Source organism: Pseudomonas brassicacearum subsp. brassicacearum, from assembly GCF_008801605.1.
In the GTDB taxonomy this organism is placed as follows: Bacteria; Pseudomonadota; Gammaproteobacteria; order Pseudomonadales; family Pseudomonadaceae; genus Aquipseudomonas; species Aquipseudomonas brassicacearum.
Map to the genome: position 1 here is coordinate 369,729 of NZ_VZPJ01000005.1, position 15,429 is coordinate 385,157.

Annotated in this window: 9 protein-coding genes; 1 reads left to right on the top strand and 8 read right to left on the bottom strand. The window is 54.7% G+C overall.

The window, feature by feature from the left end; genetic code table 11:
• Positions 1–864, bottom strand: coding sequence for an NYN domain-containing protein (locus F7R20_RS14975; RefSeq protein WP_003197615.1), 864 nt, complete (start codon positions 862–864; stop codon positions 1–3).
• A gap of 296 nt (positions 865–1,160) precedes the next feature.
• On the opposite strand from F7R20_RS14975, the gene F7R20_RS14980 reads away from it, so the two are divergent.
• Entirely contained in the window at positions 1,161–1,433 is a 273-nt protein-coding gene (locus F7R20_RS14980; protein WP_003197613.1) for a hypothetical protein, read from the top strand.
• A 326-nt stretch (positions 1,434–1,759) separates the two neighbouring features.
• Here F7R20_RS14980 and F7R20_RS14990 read toward each other — a convergent pair whose 3' ends face one another.
• The 7 genes from F7R20_RS14990 to F7R20_RS15020 form a co-directional block, all read right to left on the bottom strand.
• Positions 1,760–2,137, bottom strand: coding sequence for a hypothetical protein (locus F7R20_RS14990; protein ID WP_223522855.1), 378 nt, complete (start codon positions 2,135–2,137; stop codon positions 1,760–1,762).
• Positions 2,138–2,262: 125 nt separating this feature from the next.
• Positions 2,263–2,535 carry a hypothetical protein gene (locus F7R20_RS14995; RefSeq protein ID WP_003197610.1) on the bottom strand — a complete coding sequence of 91 codons (273 nt, stop codon included), beginning with the start codon at positions 2,533–2,535 and terminating at the stop codon, positions 2,263–2,265.
• A gap of 468 nt (positions 2,536–3,003) precedes the next feature.
• Entirely contained in the window at positions 3,004–3,327 is a 324-nt protein-coding gene (locus F7R20_RS15000; protein WP_032833100.1) for a hypothetical protein, read from the bottom strand.
• A 211-nt stretch (positions 3,328–3,538) separates the two neighbouring features.
• A complete protein-coding gene (locus F7R20_RS15005; RefSeq protein ID WP_003197604.1) occupies positions 3,539–4,006 on the bottom strand; it encodes a hypothetical protein in 468 nt (155 codons plus the stop codon).
• Between the two features lie 119 nt (positions 4,007–4,125).
• On the bottom strand, positions 4,126–5,160 hold the full coding sequence (locus tag F7R20_RS15010; RefSeq protein ID WP_032833102.1) for a hypothetical protein: 1,035 nt from the start codon (positions 5,158–5,160) through the stop codon (positions 4,126–4,128).
• Between the two features lie 459 nt (positions 5,161–5,619).
• The gene (locus tag F7R20_RS15015) at positions 5,620–6,171 is read right to left on the bottom strand and encodes a hypothetical protein (protein ID WP_014336514.1); all 552 of its coding nucleotides are present in this window, start codon (positions 6,169–6,171) and stop codon (positions 5,620–5,622) included.
• A complete protein-coding gene (locus F7R20_RS15020; protein WP_003197598.1) occupies positions 6,156–15,422 on the bottom strand; it encodes a hemagglutinin repeat-containing protein in 9,267 nt (3,088 codons plus the stop codon). The genes F7R20_RS15015 and F7R20_RS15020 overlap by 16 nt, the downstream gene beginning before the upstream one ends.
• Between the last annotated feature and the right edge of the window lie 7 nt (positions 15,423–15,429).

The window sequence follows — 15,429 nt, forward strand, 5'->3', positions numbered from 1 at the left end:
TCATCTGCCTGTTGTTTGTGGGTGCACAGCGCCCTGAGATATCAATCCAGGATCAGGCTCCAGATCACCAGCAACGGCAATCTCAACATTCTCATATAGCTGCGCCGCACTCTTCGTCCGAGCATCCCACCAGTCGGGCCGAGTGGTAACCGATTGGCCGGTGACATCTCTAATGAGACGGACGATATCGAAAGAGCGAAGGCCATCTACGTGCTCGCTTAAGCTTCCAGTCGTATTGGCCCACATCGGATCAAGTACGAAATCGATTCCCTTCATCCTCGCCAGTTTCGCAGCCGGCACAAAATCTGAATCACCAGCGACCAAAACGATGACATCAGTGAGCTTTTCAAGGGCGAGAGTCGTGATGTCCATGCCTAACTTGGTATCGACAGTCTTCTGTTCGACTTTGTAATGGAAATCGTCATTCGTGAGCTCTGCCCAGACCTTCTCACCACGCAACAGGGCCTTAAGGGAATGAGAATTGAGTTGCCAATCACCGCTTTTGGCCAGTTCGCCCAGTCGAAGCGCCGTTTTTCGGCTCGATCGAAGCTGATCGTGAAGGTCTCTTCGCAATCTATAGGGAGGATGAGCTTTGAAATCCATATGCCCTGCAGATTTATGACCGTCAGGGATTATGGGTAATCGAACCTGATTGGAGGGGGGCGGGCAGTCGTAGTAGTAGATTCGATAAAGCTCGCGACTCGCTGAGCGTTCGTCTTCGATGTGAAGCTTCACGAGCTTTTTTATGATTTGGGATATCTGGTCGGCGGATAACAGCAGTTCCTTGCTGAAGTATTTGCGGCCGAAAAACATAACCCTCTGGAAGAAAAATCCTCCATCAATGAGAACGGCGGTTCGCTTCACTGGCTTTTCCTTGGGCAAAAAAAAGCCCAGGACTGCTGGGCAGGTTCTAACAATTGCCTGCGCGCTGTACTGAGCTGCTGGGCGAAAATCTATTCGCCTATGCAGGCTATGTCAAGGTCGAAAGTGACGCAGAAAATACAACCATTGATGGGCCAAAATTCCTACATGAAGCTCGGAAAGTGACGTCTTGTAGCGCTCGGACGGAGGGGGCTATAGTCCCTCGTCGCTCCAATGGCGACTCGGGTTTGGCGACTCGACAACGAGGTAGCTCCTTTCAACTGAATGAGGTCCTACCGATGAACCGATACATGCCCATCACCGGCGTCGACTGCGTCCCCGCTACCCTGCTGATCGACACCGAAGCCCCGCTTGATGTCCTCTTCGAAACCGCCGACTACCGTATCCGTACCGTGACCCAGCTTCTGGAAAACATCGCGTTCCGTTCAGAGATCAGTTCCGACACGCTGGTGCTTTCCGACTTCTGCAAAATGCTGACGATCGCGCTGCGCGATGGGTGTGATGTGATGGATGTGATTGGCAAGCGATTGCGGGCGCAGGCGGCGGAGTAAATGAAGATGGCGCAGTTCTGAGAACTGCGCCATAACTGCGCCAAAATCTCCTCAAACAGCGCCAACGCAACGTGGCCTTCGAGCACCGACTACTGAACAGCATCCAAGCATCCAGGAGCGGGGCGAGCCTCTCAAAGCTCTTGGCCTGGCATTCTGAAATCGCCCGGCGAACGGCGCAACGCATCCTTGCAAACCTGATCGAAAGCAGCCTCTGGAAGGAAACACCTACTCACAGCTCGACACGCGACAACTCATCGAGCAAGGTAAGGCAGCACAGGGTAAAGCCGCTATAGAAACGCATCCAACTAACTCTTTTCGCACTAAAACTATAGCTTTATAAAGTCAAAAACCTGACCAAATAGTAGTTCAATCTTTGGTGACGTTTTAAGGAAATCAAGTGCTTCACTTGGGGTTACGGGCATATCAAACGGCTCAAATCCTCGCCAAACGGCGATACCGTACAACGCATATTCGTCATTCTCCTCATGCTCCCAACAGGGCACATAACCAACAACTTTATAGACTTTGAAAATCTCATCATGAAAATCCTTCAAGTCATATAAAAATGCTGGAGCAGCATTCAGCGACGAAGCCTGAGCACACCAGGCATTAAATTCATCTCTGCTTATAGCTTCACAAAAAAGACATGTAAAAACGAACGCCATCAATTCATCACTAAAGTACCCCGACTCATTCAAAATCACATCCCACCTCCCATAACCTCACAAAAAAGTGGATTTATTTATAAGCCGAGCAAAACCAACAAATCTGCCCCTCTGTGTTTCACAAAATAAATCTGTTCGCTTTTTGCACTTTAACGACATCCCCCCTAAGAGCTCAAGGGATCCCAAAGCACTCTCTTTACATACGTCAATGATTCCTCTTCAGTTTCAAAATCTTGGACTTCATAGTCATCATTTAAAAGCATTTCTCTCCAACGCACACTCCTATCCTCAAACGCTGCAGCCAGTTCAGCTCTCATCTCATCCAGCTTTCCACTTGACCTCAAGCCTCTTACATATATATTTTTAGCATCTTCCTCCTGAAAACCAAGATCTGCAGAAAATATAGCTTTTAGCATATAGCGAATATTTTTATACATCACAATACGCCCTCTATTTCAACCAAAAACGTAACCAAAAACGGGGACGGATTTATTTGTAAACCGAGCAATCCAATAAGCCCGCCCCTCCGCAGAAAATAAATCTGTCATCTTTTCGAACACCTTTAATTCCTTCGCCGCACTTCTACACTCTCCACATGAATTCCGTATGCGCTACTCATCCCCAGCGCGAATTAAAACACCTTGTTCCCACCAGTGCCCCCATTCAAGCACAGAGACGCCTGACTGCAATAGACACTTAAACTTTTCGTCAACGTGAAACACTTCCGAAAAAAGAAGTCCCAACTCATCAGGACAAGGAAAGGGGACAGATCTATTTATAAACCAAGAAAAGCAATGAGCCTGATCCTCTGCGCCTCACAAAATAAATCTGTCCCCTTTTCAGTCTCTGAGCTGGTAATGCCTTGACCGCGTCATCTACAGCAGCCCCAGTTGTTTTTGCACCAGCTAATCAAGCGAGAATGATGAGAAGTAGAACGACAACTTTTTATCCTCAAGATCACTCAGCTGATAACGCATCCTATCAAAGCCAGAATCCAGCTTACTAACGTTCATGTGCATCAACTGAGTTAATCCGCCGCCAAAATCATGGGACGTAAATTGGCAAATATCAATGAATCTGATATTCACGACATCAGCCCCTACCTTTTCAGAAGCCGAAATCGATAGAGATAAATCATAAGCCATCCCGTCAACATTCAACTGAATACTAATTGCACGCAAGCAGTTGTGAGCAACAAGCAATTCATTCAATTCTGGAAGACTAATCATTATTGATCCTCGTCTCTTTCCCATTGGAGCCATAGCCTGGACCATATTCATAGGTATGCGTGTGCAAAAAGGAAAGGGGACAAAAGGAAAGGCAAAGGAAAGAAAAGGAAAGGAAAGGGGACAGATTTATTTATCAACGTACAAACCAACAAGCCTGCTCACCTCATAAAATAAATCTGTCCCCTTTCGATCCTCTGTACCTGCAACAAAATTACTCCTGCCCTGTTTCAATATCGTCGACCCACACAGCTATCCGAGGTAGCGCCATACCACACTTCGGGCAATTACAGCGAGGAAGCGATAATGCCTTATAAGCAACTCCCAACTCACCATCAACTCCGAAATATAAAATCGGATCTGAGGGATTAGCAACTTCCCCAACCCAATCACATTGATCGCAAGTCACCCTTTCAATGAGCACTCGCTGCCATCGTTCATCCATACGATATAAATGTAATGGCACCCAAGGTTTCAACGATTTAGTTAAATGTAGCCCCAAACAGAATTTACCGTCGCGCCCAGATACAAAATCAAGCATATTGCGCACAACAATTTCAAGATTTCCATTGAAAACAGTTCCATCTTTATATTTGCCTGCTTTCAAAATCTCCTCCCATTCACTGACACTGGGAGCAATTACAAGCTGACCATCAACCACTAACTCTGTATATTTTTTCACATAGATATCTTCAGAAATTCATTTCCAAAAAAGGGGACAGACTTATTTATAACCGAGCAAAACCAAAAAACTTGCCCCTCTGCGTTTCACAAAATAAATCTGCCCCCTTTTTTTCTAAGTCAGAAACTGAAACGGTCCTCAAATACTGTCTGCCCCCCTATTCTGACGACACATTGCCGTGCCACCTCCACGGGTACTACCTTGCCTAAAACCGGCATCATGGCCTTGTAGAACACCTTGTCACAGGCTTCATCTTTACTAAACGGTTGGGCTCTGCCCTCAGCGTCCGCAGTAATGTGGCAGCCCGCTACTAAATCAGCTGGCAGGTCTTTAAAGGCGACAGGCTTTTGAGTAGTGCCCGACTGCGCCTCGATCATTTCATTGCAACCACCGGTTACGGCCCCTTCCGTAACGGTTTTTACAAAAGCAACGCGCTCGTAATCGGTACCGCTGAAAACAGTCTGATCGTTGACGCTAACGCGATACTGCGAAGGCTGGAGCATGATGGATTTGATGCAAAACTGTGTTGTGACCGGCTGATTATTCACCGAGGTCGTTGCCGACTTGCAACCCGGGACTGCGTTGGCGAAGCCACCGTTTTGCGCGCTACCTACGACAGGAATACGCTCCTGAGGCTGCGTAATGTCATAGGTATGCAGTTCACAGCCTCCACCCACAAACTGGAGTTCCGCCAGATAAACCTTGCCTTTCTCCGGCGTGAAAATGGTGCTGATCGGACCGCAACGATAACCGCGGTTGATACTTTCGCCAGTGGCGTAACCCGATACCTCAAATGGCTGATCGGGATCAGCTTGCACTTCCAACTGAGGGAAATGCTTCAAGGTCGCGCTGTGGGCCGTTTCGTTGAGTTTGGCAATCCAGCCGAACACTTTGCCGCGACCGGAATCCACCACTGTCCCCTGCACATCCATACGCCGGTCTGGATCCGTCGCTCGCCTGATTGCAAATTCCACAGGGACGACATTGCCCGTCGCTTTCATGATCACCTTGGCGTGCTGGGCGTCTACGGTCACTTTGTTTTGGTGCAGTTGGATGCCGTCGTTGAGCACGGTGGGGGAAGAGTCTCTGACGTTGGATTTACAGCCTGGCAACGTCAGGATCAGGCTCAACATTAGTAGTGATGCTTTCTTCATGAGTAACTCCAAGTACATACTAAAAAATTATAGATCTGGAGAAAAGTGGACAGATTTTTTTTGAAACCGAGAGAATTCAATAAACTCGCCCCCTCAGCGCCTTATAAAATAAATCCGCCCCCTTTTTCCTTTGTCTCTCACGCCCCCCGCCCGGAGATAAAAGACTTAACGTAGTCCCAACGAGTAACAACCCAGTACAATGCAAATATCCATGACAGAGGGAACCCGAGCCAAATAAAAACCCAATTTGAATCAGTCTGAAACAACAGTGAAATTAACACTGCAACTATCATCGCAAGAAAAGTACTCACCCCCCACACGATAGCCAACAATGAAAAAGCCAGCACCACCACACTAATAAATCTGTTTCCTCTCATTGGAACGCAGCACAATTAAAGTAGCAATTGAAAAAATGGACAGATTTATTTATCAACGTACAAACCAACAGGCCTGCTCACCTCATAAAATAAATCTGTCCCCTTTCGATCCCCTCGTATCTGTTGCATCGTCACGATATACAAGGAGACTACCCTTGGGCCAGCCACCTACCCATCCACACGGCCACCCACCGCTTAAATAAGCGGAAAGTATTCCCTCAAAAAACTCATTAGTCTTACCTTGAACAGCTCGACTATACAAACAGCACTTTAGATCCGAGACAACATCATCCAATAGTTCTCTATGCTTTGGGAGGAGCTGCTTTTGAACTGAGCGACTCAACTCATCCAAAAGTTCGGATAATTTAATATCCATCTCAGTATATTTTTCGCCCCCACTGTAAACAACATCCCAAACCTCACTCATTTTCTCAGATCTTAAGTCGGCCCAAGTGAAAGATTCTTCCCCATAGACCTGAACCCAAGCATATTTTTTTGCCGTTGCAAGATCAGCAATTTCGGCATCCCCCAAAACAACCTGATTGACAGATCTCAAGAGCAACCCACTATTTACAAAGCCAATAACTTCATTTACCAGATTGCTATTTTCACCCAACTCTACTTCCCTAACCATTTCAACCACACCTCTGTCTTAGCACCATCTACGTTGCGGACAGGCATGCCCGACCCAGTAACATTTCTCAACCTTCCCTGCAAGTCGAAAACCTGTTTTTGCAACTGTTCCACAGGTAGATTTCGGTCCAACTCATTCAAACTTTTTCGTACAGCCTCAGTATAGTTTGGATGGCTACCTGTATGTCTCGGCATACCGCTTATGGCACCCTCTGGCTTAGCCTTGCTTGCCGGCAAAAATATGCCATTAGAGGAGTCATCCAGATCAATGCCTACCTTCTTCAGAATAGGATGATTTTTTAACTCCGAAGGAATCAGGTGCTGAGCCTGATAACCAGCCCACGAGTCGGTGCGATTTCTCCCCATTGCTTGGTTCAGATTCTGCCCTAGCTTTGTTGAGCTACCGCCAGTTACTTGACCAGGAGTTCCTGAAAGCAGCCTTTGGTTATTGGGCAGAGCCTGGTCGGGCCCTTTTGCCCCACCCGTTTCCACCCACCCCTTCGGCGGATTCTCCGCAAACTTCTTGTCCCAATCAGGATCCTTCGGACCACCCCCCAGCTCATCGCGCCCTTTCGTTACACCATCCGAAGACCCCTTACCCACAATACCAATGGCCTTGCCCGCTACAGACCCGGCAGCGTTGGTGGCGATCCCCAAGGCAATATCCAGCAGCGTCGTTGCACCACGAACGTATACATCACCTTTTTGAGTAGTTGCCCCAAGCTTGGAAAGCTCCTTGAAACGATCATCGCTATGCTCCAAATCGTCCTTGCTCTTACCACTGAGCTCGCTCGCTAGGGATTTTGACAAAGCATCTTTAGCGTCGGCGATTTTGTCTCCAAACAGCTTATCCACCACCACATTACCGGCCAGACTCACCGCGGCTTTGACTGGTCCCATGACGGCTTGTATCCCCAAGCGTACAAGCTGCGCTTGCGCTGGGTTCAATTTATCGAGATAGGTCTGTAAAGCGTCAGCTTGAACCAACACATTTCCGCCGGAGGTACTTGGTACCAACGGCTTAAAATTCACAATCATGCTGTTGCCATCAGCATCAACATAGTGGACCGGATCCTTCTGGCCCTCGTCACCCGAAGCACAGTCTCCTGTAGCGCCACAGCTTTCTTGTTGCTTGGCAAACGTTGTGAATAGGTCCGCGAAGTATTGGATAGCGATTACATCCTTAGGCTCCAGCTTCGCGATGTCATCAGGATCCTTACCATTGCGAACCAGGTTCTTCGCAACATTCAGCGCAACCTCATCCCCCAACGCAGCCCTCGCGGAAGCAGGAACCTCCTCTATTGATACCCGCTGTGCCTGTATGCTGTTCCAGACCTGTCCAGCGGCCTGCACCGGCCCATTAACCAGCTTGAGTGCGTCCTCATACGCTTTCAGGCTGCTATCGGGGTAGCTTTTGATGCTGTTCTTCCAAGCCGTCACGGTCCCAGAGGTATCCATCACCGCGTCCACCGAGGATTTGGTGACGTACAAGTCGGTCCGAGATTCATCATCCTTGGTGATCTCGTAGGCCTTGCTCACATCCCGGTTGAGCCCTGCCGTCGAATCAGCCCCGGTTTTAGAGTCATTGCGCACCACGACTTCGCCAGCCCCAACGGTGGCACGGACGGTCTGCTGACGATCCTTCTCATACTCCCAACCGCTGATGCTCCAGCCGTTTTTATCCTTCTCGCCTTTGCCAACCTGGCTACTGTCCTGGGCGCCTCCGCCCCCCTTGGAGTAGCTACCACCAACGTTCAGGTAATAGCCGTGCTCCTTGTCCTTGCCGGCGATGTCGCTGAAGCCCAGGGTTCCGGTGTCCAGTTTGAGGTTGCCGTTATCGGCAGCGATCAAGGCACCGTCCAGCTGGGTGTGATCCTCGGTGCGGATGTCGACCTTGTTTTTACCGGTGATGCTGGTCTGCTGCTCAACCCAATTGGTCTCACCGGTTGTCTGTCCATACCCCACAGAGCCACTGACGCCAGCCCCTGGACCAAAGGTCGCTGTGACGCTGAGGTCGAACTCTTTGCCTTTGACTTCGCCGGTGTCAGGCACCGAGGAGACGTTCAGGTCGCCGCCGACACGGCCAACAACCTCATCGCCGCGCAGGGTGGCACCGCTGATGTTGGTGTCTTTGCCACTGGTGAAGCCCAGACGGTTGCCCGCGTAGAGGTAGGCTTCTTGCTGTCGGCTACCTTCCCGATCAAGATTGCCCTTGCCGATGTTCACGCTGACGTAGACGCCTACGCCTTGAGACCCGAACGTCAGGCCCCCCTCACCACCACCGTTGTGTCGATTGCTCTCACTGTCGCTGGCGTTCTGCGCCGACCTGATGTTCAACTCATTACCGGCATCGAGCGCAATATCTCGCCCAGCCTTGACCTGAGTGCCTACCAGGTTGATGTCGTGGCGGGCGTCCACGTTGACATCCCTTCCAGCGGCAACCTGAGTGGCCGTCGAACTGCCGTGAACGCCGTCCTCGGTAGCAACACCGTAGCTGCCACCGACGCCCAGTTTGAAACCGCCACTGGTGCCACCATGAATCCCGCTCCAGCTTTGGCGATCAGTGCTTTCCTGGCTGACACTTCCCTTCGCCACATCCAGCGTGACGTCGCGACCTTTGACGTTGATATCCCGCCCGGCCTTTAGCTGACCACCTTTGACCGTGACGTCGTTGCCGGCATTGAGATTTAGGTCGTTGCCCGCATCGAACGTCGACGCGCGATTGGTCTGCTCAATGACCTGCTGGCTGCTGGTTTGCGTGCTGTTGCCGTATTTGACGTCGACGGTCGGTCCGTTGACAAATTGGGCGACGGCATCGATACCTTTAAGGGTGCTGGATGCCTTACTGACGCCGTTCTCCCCTTTTCCTGCGCCGTTGACCGCATCCTTGGTGTTGCCGTAGTTATGATTGAACGAAATACCCAGACCATTACGACTGGCTTCACGCTCCTGCTCGGTTAGTTGGGTTTCACGCGCGGCATCAATGTTGATATTGCGTCCAGCCGTGAGGCCGATGTCACGGGTGGCACGCAGATCGGAGCCCGTCTGGTTGATATCGCGCTGAGCGTTGATGGCAACATCTTGCCCTGCACTGATCTGGCTGGCGGCAGCGGTTTGCTGTTCCAGACGATTCTTGTTCTTGAGGCTATCGGCACCTGCGAAGAAATTGATGCCATTAGCATCCGAAGAAACACCGATCCCAGCCTGCTTGTTCTTTTCCCAATCCCGCTCGGAACGACTGTTCTGCGCGGCCAGAACATTCACATCACGTCCGGCATTCAAGCTGACATTGCGCCCAGCATCGATACCACTACCCACCAGGTTGATATCGCGCTCAGCCTGCAAAGTCGCATCACGATCAGCCGTCACCTGACTGCCCACACTGGTACTGCTCTGCGCGATTCGACCCGACTCTTTGGCCGAGGAGAACGACAGGAAGCCACCTGAGACCGAGAGCCCGGTCTTCTTCTTGTATTGCTCGCTATGGCTGTAAGCTGTGTCATTGGCCGCGACGAGGTTGATGTCGCCGCTATCCTTGACCAAGCCCGCACGCAGTTCTACGTCATTACCGGCGGTGGTTTTGCTGGCGCGCAAACGCAAGTCGTTGCCCGCAACCAGCACCACATCGTTGCCTGCTTCCAGCTCGCTGGCCACTTGGGAGGCCGTGGTTTTCAGCTCGCTTTTTCCGCTCTTGGACAAGCCCAGGAAACCCGATTTGGTTTTCTTGCTGTAGGAGCCGTGTTCTTCGATACCCGAGAGCACCGCCACATCACCAGTGGCACCCACCACCAAATCATTGCCGGCGTTCAACTGGCTGCCGATCACCGTGACGTTGCGGCCGCCATCCAGCGTGACACCGCCACCGGCGGCCTGGCTGGTATTGACCGTCAGGTCTTGCCCCGCCTCAACCACCGACGCGACGTTGGTGCTGTCATAACTTTCCCGTTGTTCGCTTTTACTGCGGCCAAAGGAGCCTTTGCTTTTCTTCGAGTAGAACTCTGCGGTTTCGTCCGTTGCGGACAGCAGACTGATGTCGCGCGTGGCGTCGAGCGCAACGTCCTTGGCCCCTTTCAGTTGACTGGCGACGAGACTCAGGTCTTGCCCTGCCTTGGCGCTGAGGTCCCCACCCGACTGGATAACCGAAGACTGCTGACGCACCAGGTCGCTGCTGCTTTTGACTTTTTTGCTCTGGGACGAGCGATGGCTTTCGTTGGCGGCAGACGTGATCGCGATATCGCGCCCGGCAGTCAGCGCCAGGGTGCTCTGGGCGATGACGTTGCTGGCAACGACCCGCAGGTCCTGCCCGGCCGTCACCTTCATCTCCCGGCCCGCAGTAGCGCTGGAACCATTTTGGGTAATGGTTTGGTCCCGGTGCCCGCTCCCCATCGTGTTGCTGTCCACCTGCTCGGCGGAGGTGATGTTTACATCACGCACCGCCTGCAAGCCCATGTCATTGCCGCTCTTGAGCACGCCCCCCTTGTTGGCGATATCCCGTCCTGCACCCATCGTCAGGTCATGACTCGCCTCAATCCGCGCCGCGTTGTCAGCAAATTCGCGTTGCTCAGTCTTGTAGCCAGTGCCGCTGGCATGCCGGGTAATGGTTCGCTCATTGGTCAAATCACCAGCGACGGCAACAACACTGACATCCCGCCCAGCAATAACCCCGCCTGCCCGGTTAGTAAGATCATTACCCGCCAGCGCCTCAAGCCGATTCCCCGCCTCCAGCAACCCGCTGTTAACCAGACTGTCGCCCGCCGTAGCCCTCAGGTTGCTGGACGCACGCAAGGTGCCCGCATTGTTCAGGTTCTTACCCGCAATCAGGCTGACGTCTGAGCCCTGAATCAACGCACCATTCGGCGCCAGACGATGGTTGGCCTGGGCCAGATAAAGCACCGGCACCAACACCTGTTGATTATTCACCGTCCGGGTCTCCATCCAGACGATGTCATGGGTCAGGGCCGCAACCTGTTCGGCGGTCAGGCTGACGCCCAGGGACAGGTTGAGGGCGTCCTTGCTGGCGATGGCGTTGTTCATCAGGTACTTGAACATGCCGTCGTCGGAGTTCTGGCCGTCGAGGAAGCGTTGGCCGGTGCGGGCGATCACCGCCTGTTGGATCAGGCGTTGTTCGTAGAAGCCATCGCCCAAACGCTTGGCGGCGGTGTCCGGGTCGTAGCCGAGGTTTGTCAGCAGGTAATCGGAGCTCATGAACCGGCGCATGTCGGTCAACGCCGGGTTGGTCTCGATCAGGTATTTTTGCGGGTTGGCTCGGAACGAGCGGTCCGGCAGGCCACGCACTTGCGTCAGGCCCGAGCTCTGGGTCGGCGTGGTGGAGCCGTCGCCGCTCATGCGGAACAGGCCGTTTTGCCCGGTGGGCAAGTCAAAACCTGGCAAGGCCAGCGGATCGACTTGTTGCTGGGTCAGGCTCGGGGGTAGCTGCCGATTGACGCTGATGCGGGTCGAGAAGGCGTTGTCAGCCTGGGTGTCGGTACGCGGGCCGGCGCCAACGTAGTTGTAGCCGCCTCGCACGACGCCGCTGTTGAGGTCGCCCTGGGTTGGAATGTCGAGGGCACCACCGGCCTGGATAATCGCGGCATAGGTCTGGTTATCGGTAGTACTGGTCTGGGTGCGAAACTGCAGAAACTCAGTCTCGGTCATGCCGATGAAGCGGCTCATCGCTGCTTCAAGGCCACCCAGGTCGTTGGCGTTGTAGTCCGGACTCTGCAACCAGTATTTGTTGGTGAAGTCATTCGCGGCGGTGCGCCAGCCACTCGGGTGGCGCGTGCGTTGGGATCTGAAGGTGCGCGAGGTTTCGGTCTCGCCAGTCTCTATGCCGATGTTGTTCAGGCTGACGAGGTTGGCAGTCAATGCACCGCCGACACCGATGCTGCTGCTCCGGTTGGTCAGGGTGTCGCCCTGGATATTCAGGTTGCCGCCGGTGGTGATGCTGGAGGCAGCGCTGGCCGCGGTGACTTCGAACTTGTCGCGCTGGATGATCTGCCAGACGTGGTTTTGCTTGGGGCCGTCGCAATCACCTGGGATGCAGGCCACTTCCCTGATCGAGGCGGTGTAGATGCCTGCATCGTGGGTGGTCAAGATCTCGCGGACGTTGTCGATCGTGCTGGCCGCCAGGCGCATGTTGCCGTCGCTTTGCAGCGTGCCGGAGCTGTTGAGGATGCGGCTGGCACGGGTGCCGAGGCCGTCGCGATCGATGCTCAGATCACCCAGGCTGTAGATATCGGCATAGCGGTTGGTCAGGCTATTGACGCGCAGGCTGGTGTTGCCGCCGCTGAAGATCAAGCCGTGCTCGTTGAGCAGGTCGCCGGTCGATACGCCGAGCGCGCCGGCACTGCCCAGCGTGCCGTAGTTGTTGAGCGTGGCGGCCGTGACGCTCAGGTCCGCCGCCGAGGTCAGGCGACCGTAGCTGTTGAGGACGCCATCGACCACGACGGTAGTGTTGCCGCCGCCAGCGATGCTGCCGTTTTGCTCCAGACTGATCAGCGCGGCCTTCAGGCCCAAGGTGCCGAGACTGCTCAAGCGGCCGTTGCCTGTATAGTCGCCGGTCAGTTGCAGGTCGATCGCCCCATCGCTGCCGATCAGGCCGTCAACCCGCCAGTTGCTGCCACGGCCCACCATGCTGTCGGTACTGAGCAGTTGGCCGGTGGCGGTCTGGGTCAACTGGTCGACATTCACGACCAAGTGCCCGGCCTGGATCGCCGTGCTGTTGGTCCAGCGATCAGCCGTCACCGTCAGGTTGCCGTAGGTCACCAGCTGACCGCCGGCCTGGCCCAGGTTGGCCTGGCTGATGCCGAACAATCCCAAGCCGGTGTGCAGTAGCTTGCCGCCCACGTTCTGGACGCTGCCGGTGTTGAAGCCCACATCATTACTGGCGGTTTCCAGGGTGCCGTCGTTGTTATCGAACAGGCCACCGATCTTGAACACCGTGGTGCTGTTCTGGCCGAGGGTGCGCAGTTGGCCTTTCTGGTTGCTCAGGCTGGCGGCCAGAATGTCCAGGCTGTCCTGGCTTTCGATGATGCCGGCGTTGTTGTTCAGCGCACCCGAAAGGTCAAAGTCGATACGACTGGCGCTGACCTGCCCGCCGCCGCTGTTGTCCATGCCCCGGCCAGTGATCCAGACCTTGCCCGTGGCGTATATCCCACCGTTGCGATTGTTGATATCCGCAGCTGCGTTGGTGACCACGACATCGCCAGCTTGTGCAGCCATGCGTCCGCCGTCGTTGAACAGCCCAGCCAAGGCTCGGATGCTGAGTCCTTGGGCCTGGATCGTGCCGCCCTGACGGTTCACGTCATAGCCGTTTTTCAGCACGCCGGTGGTGCGTGCCTCCAGCGCCGCCTTGACGCTGGACAGCACGCCGCCACGGTTGTCCAGGTTGGTGGCGAAGACACTCAGCTTGGCGTCCTTGGCGATGATGCTGCCGCCCTGGTTATCGATGTCGCCGGATACATCCACGGTGACCAGGCCCTCGCCTTGCAGCGTGCCCTTGGCGTTATTCAGACTGGCAGCATCGAACTCGACCTCGGCAGCACGGCTGGCGAGCAGGCCTTTTTCGGCGTTGTTGACCGCGCCGGTGGCGCTGACCAGCAGCTTGCCATTGGCGGCCACGGTGCCTTTGTTGCTGTTGTCCAGGCTGGCGGTGCGCACGGTCATGACGCCTTGGCTGGATAGCTCGCCGCCCCGGTTATTGATCGCGCCGGTGTTAGTGATGTCGAGATTTTTGCCGGCCATGACCAGGCCGGTCAGGTTGTCCAGGCTGCCGAGGACCAGGGTCGCACTGTTCAGGCTCGAGAGTTCGCCTGCATTGTTTTCCAGATGGCCCAGGTTGGCCGTCAGCAGGCCCTGGCTATTGATCAGGCCGCCCTGGCTGTTGAGGACTTGATCGGCGCTCAGGTGCAGTTCGGTGTTACCCAGGATCCGGCCTTTATTGCGGTTATCCACAACGTTGCCGGTGACGGTGGTCTTGCCCTGCCCACTGAGTGTGCCGCCCTGGTTGTTCAGCGCTGCGGTAGTCGTGATATTCAGGTCGCGACTGGCGATGACGGTTTTGCCGCCGTTGTTCAGTTGCTTGGCAATGAGGGTGACATCACCCGTGGTATTGCGGCTGTTATCGGCGTAGACCCCGGCTTCGATAATGCCGTTGTTACTCAGCGTGCCACCGCTGTCGAGGTGAATGCTGTCGCGCGCCACCAGGTTGTTCTGGTTGGTCAGGTCGCCCTGGGTCTTCACCCTCAGTCGGCTACCGGCGTACACCTGGCCGCGGGTTTCCAAGCTTTTGGCGTCGATGTCGACGGCGCCGGCAGCCGCCGTCTGCGCCAAACTCAAATGACCGTTGGCGTCGAGTTGGATGTCGCCACCACTGGCAACCATCTTGCCATCCAGCTTCACCCCAACCCCGGCCTCGGTGCCCACCAGCTTGATCGCGCCTGCGTACATACCACCCAACGCCGAGGAGTCGATGGCCAGCTCCGGTTTCGCGCTGCCGTCATCGGCCCGGGCAGTGGCATTCAGGGTATTGGCATTAACGTCATTACGCCCAGCCACGATGGTTAGGTTCTTCGCCTGGATCTCGGCGTTGATCTTGGCGCTGCGAGTAATGATTTCGAAGCGGTCGACGTTGTTCGCGTTGAGGCCCGCGCCTTCAATGGCGACGCTGCCCTGGTCCACCTGATAGCGACCCACCTGACCGTTTTCGATGATCGGCTTGCCCGTGGTCAGGGTCGCCTTTGGGGTATTGATAAACCCGCAGCCATTGCAGGTGATGCCATAGGGGTTGGCGACGATCACATGGGCCGACTGCCCCGCCACTTCGGTGTAGCCGCGCAACTGGCTCGGGTTGCCGCCGTTGACTTCGTTGAGGATGACTTTCGCGGCCGTGCCCTGGAGGTTCGGGTTGCCGAGGATGATCCCGCCCAGTTGCGTGGACTGGGCGGCGTTGGTGGCGTTATTGAGGATCACGCCGTTGCTGCCGACGTTGTAGTCCTTGAACTGGTTGTGAGACAGCCCGCTGCCATTGGGCTTGGCGATGTTGACCACGGGCACGCCGTTGCCGGCCTGGCCGAGGCTGGTGCCCGGGGCGCTGACCACGATGCCGTCCGCCTGGGCCCACATTGGCTGCCAGAACATGACGTTTGCCAGCAGGAACGCCAGGCCGCGCTTGGGCATGCCCCAGAAGGCGTCGCGGGTTTTCAGGGCAGCAGAAGGCTGGCGAGCCAGGAAGGCGTATTGGCGGTCGTCCATGATCAGG

Excerpts from the sequence above, each read along its gene's own strand:
- F7R20_RS15000 (WP_032833100.1), bottom strand. The coding sequence starts at position 3,327 with ATGATTAGTCTTCCAGAATTGAATGAATTGCTTGTTGCTCACAACTGC.
- F7R20_RS15015 (WP_014336514.1), bottom strand. The coding sequence starts at position 6,171 with ATGGTTAGGGAAGTAGAGTTGGGTGAAAATAGCAATCTGGTAAATGAA.
- F7R20_RS14995 (WP_003197610.1), bottom strand. The coding sequence starts at position 2,535 with ATGTATAAAAATATTCGCTATATGCTAAAAGCTATATTTTCTGCAGAT.
- F7R20_RS15010 (WP_032833102.1), bottom strand. The coding sequence starts at position 5,160 with ATGAAGAAAGCATCACTACTAATGTTGAGCCTGATCCTGACGTTGCCA.
- F7R20_RS14980 (WP_003197613.1), top strand. The coding sequence starts at position 1,161 with ATGAACCGATACATGCCCATCACCGGCGTCGACTGCGTCCCCGCTACC.
- F7R20_RS15020 (WP_003197598.1), bottom strand. The coding sequence starts at position 15,422 with ATGGACGACCGCCAATACGCCTTCCTGGCTCGCCAGCCTTCTGCTGCC.